Annotated in this window: 1 protein-coding gene; it reads right to left on the bottom strand. The window is 62.4% G+C overall.

The window, feature by feature from the left end:
- Positions 1-42 precede the first annotated feature (42 nt).
- A partial coding sequence (locus tag EOD15_RS35110) for an NAD-binding protein (RefSeq protein WP_127409364.1) occupies positions 43-718 on the bottom strand: 676 nt, incomplete at its 5' end.

Genomic DNA, 718 nt, shown 5'->3' with positions numbered 1-718 from the left:
GAGTAGCGAAAGTCGAATCCCGGCTATCCGTGGCTGCAATCCCTAATCCCTAATCCCTATTCCCCATTCGCTATTCGCTATTCGCTCCTTCCCCACCTCATGCCCCGCCATCCGCTCCAGCGCCCTGACCAGCGCCGAATGATCTTCCTTGGCGCCGCCATTGGCCGCGCAGGCATTGAACAGCTGCTGAGTCGTCGAGGTGTTGGGCAAGGAAACGCCGAGCGCCTTCGCGCCCTCCAGCGCGAGGTTCAGATCCTTCTGGTGCAGTTCGATGCGGAAACCAGGCGCGAAGGTGCGCTTGACCATGCGCTCGCCATGCACTTCCAGAATGCGCGAAGCCGCCAGCCCGCCCATCAGCGCCTGCCTGACCTTGGCCGGATCGGCGCCGGCTTTCGATGCAAAAACAAGCGCTTCGGCGACGGCTTCAATGGTCAGCGCGACGACGATCTGGTTGGCCACCTTGGTGGTCTGGCCAACCCCGTTGGGCCCGACCAGGGTGATGTTCTTGCCCATCTTCTCGAACACGGACTTGGCGCGCTCGAAGGGGGTTTCCTCGCCGCCGACCATGATGGTGAGCGATGCCGCCTTGGCGCCAACCTCGCCGCCCGAGACCGGCGCATCGAGATAGTCGCAGCCGAGATCGTTGATCTTCTTCGCGAACATTTTGGTCTCGATCGGCGAGATCGAGCTCATGTCGATGACCAGCTTGCCCCTGGCC

Origin of the sequence: Mesorhizobium sp. M7A.T.Ca.US.000.02.2.1 (assembly GCF_003996995.1) — a bacterium.
GTDB lineage: Bacteria > Pseudomonadota > Alphaproteobacteria > Rhizobiales > Rhizobiaceae > Mesorhizobium.
The sequence above is the reverse complement of the archived record's forward strand: the minus strand, read 5'-3'. Positions and strand labels throughout refer to the sequence as shown.